Origin of the sequence: Variovorax glacialis (assembly GCF_051216375.1) — a bacterium.
Taxonomy (GTDB): domain Bacteria; phylum Pseudomonadota; class Gammaproteobacteria; order Burkholderiales; family Burkholderiaceae_C; genus Variovorax.
On the sequence record NZ_JBPJZT010000063.1, the window covers coordinates 1 to 1,456 of the forward strand.

General features: G+C 65.3%; 1 protein-coding gene and 1 other annotated feature. The gene reads right to left on the bottom strand.

Annotated features, from left to right (window positions below):
• Positions 1 to 146: 146 nt before the first annotated feature.
• Positions 147 to 1,405 (bottom strand): IS3 family transposase gene (locus ACSFBL_RS35585; protein WP_435520499.1). Its coding sequence is split into 2 segments (ribosomal slippage): positions 147 to 1,123 and positions 1,123 to 1,405, totalling 1,260 coding nucleotides; the frame shifts between segments, so codons are not numbered across the junction.
• Positions 1,011 to 1,127: a sequence feature (AL1L pseudoknot), on the bottom strand. It overlaps the preceding gene by 117 nt.
• Positions 1,406 to 1,456 lie beyond the last annotated feature (51 nt).

Here is a 1,456-nt window from a genome sequence, read left to right on the forward strand (position 1 = left end):
TGAACCGCACCGGCTTTCGAGGAGGCCTATTGGCTTGAGTCCGACCGGGATGGTCTGACTTCTCTTCTGGCTGTTCTGACTTTCATTATTCCAGCCCCCCGCAGGGGCCGCCGGAGGCGCCCCCGGTTGGGCCATGTACTCATGGTTCAACCCTCCTGCAGCACTGCCGACTGGGCAGGCTTGGTTGTGGTCACCGCCTGAGCTTGCAGGCGCCAGTAGTTCGCCTCTGCTTCGGCCGGCGGGATGTAGCCGATGGGCTCCAGCAAGCGATGGTGGTTGAACCATGAGACCCACTCGAGAGTGGCGAGTTCGACCGCCTCGCGCGTCTTCCAGGGGCCGCGTCGGTGGATGATCTCAGCCTTGTACAGGCCGTTGATGGTCTCGGCCAGCGCGTTGTCGTAGCTGTCGCCGGTGCTGCCCACCGAGGGTTCGATGCCGGCTTCGCCCAGCCTCTCGCTGTAGCGGATCGACACGTACTGCGAGCCCCTATCGCTGTGATGCACCAGCGCCCCTTCACGCTCGCGCCGACGCGCGTACAGTGCCTGCTCCAGCGCGTCGAGCACGAAGTCGGTCTGCATCGAGCTGCTGACCCGCCAGCCGACGATGCGCCGCGCGAAGACATCGATGACGAAGGCCACGTACACGAAGCCCTGCCAAGTCGACACGTAGGTGAAGTCCGCCACCCAAAGCTGGTTCGGCCTGTCAGCGTTGAAGTGCCGGTTCACCCGGTCGAGCGGGCATGCGGCTTTGACGTCCGGTACTGTCGTTCGCACTTTTTTGCCGCGACGCGCGCCGCTCAGCCCGCATAGCCGCATGAGTCGCTCGACAGTGCATCGCGCCACAGCCGTGCCTTCGCGGCGCAGTTGCCGCCAGACCTTGTCGGCGCCATAGACCCGCAGGTTCTGGTCGTACACGCGCTCCACCTGCAGCAGCAAGCTCGCATCACGCTGGGCTCGCGCGGGCAGCAGCGCCGGGTTGCGCTGGCGCGCCGCGTGGCGCCGGTATGCCGACGGGGCGACCTGCAGCGCGCGGCAGATCGGCTCGACCCCGCAACGAGCGCGATGCTCGTCGATGAAGGCGTTCACTTCTTGAGTTGGCGGTCGAACTCCGCCTGGGCGAAATACGCGCTGGCCAACTTCAGGATCTCGTTGGTCTTGCGCAGTTCGCGAACCTCGCGCTCGAGGTCCTTGATGCGCTGCTGCTCGACGGTGCTCGGGCCTGGCCGTACGCCGCTGTCGCGCTCACCCTGGCGCACCCACTTGCGCAGCGTCTCGCCCGTGCAGCCGATCTTGCCGGCGATCGATTCGATCGCCGCCCACTGCGACGGGTACTGGTCCTTGGCGTCAAAGACCATGCGCACCGCGCGCTCCATGACCTCAGGGGAAAACTTCGGTGACTTTCTCATCTTGGCTCCATTCTCAATCGAAGGAGCCTCCTCAAAATCCGGGGCGGTTCA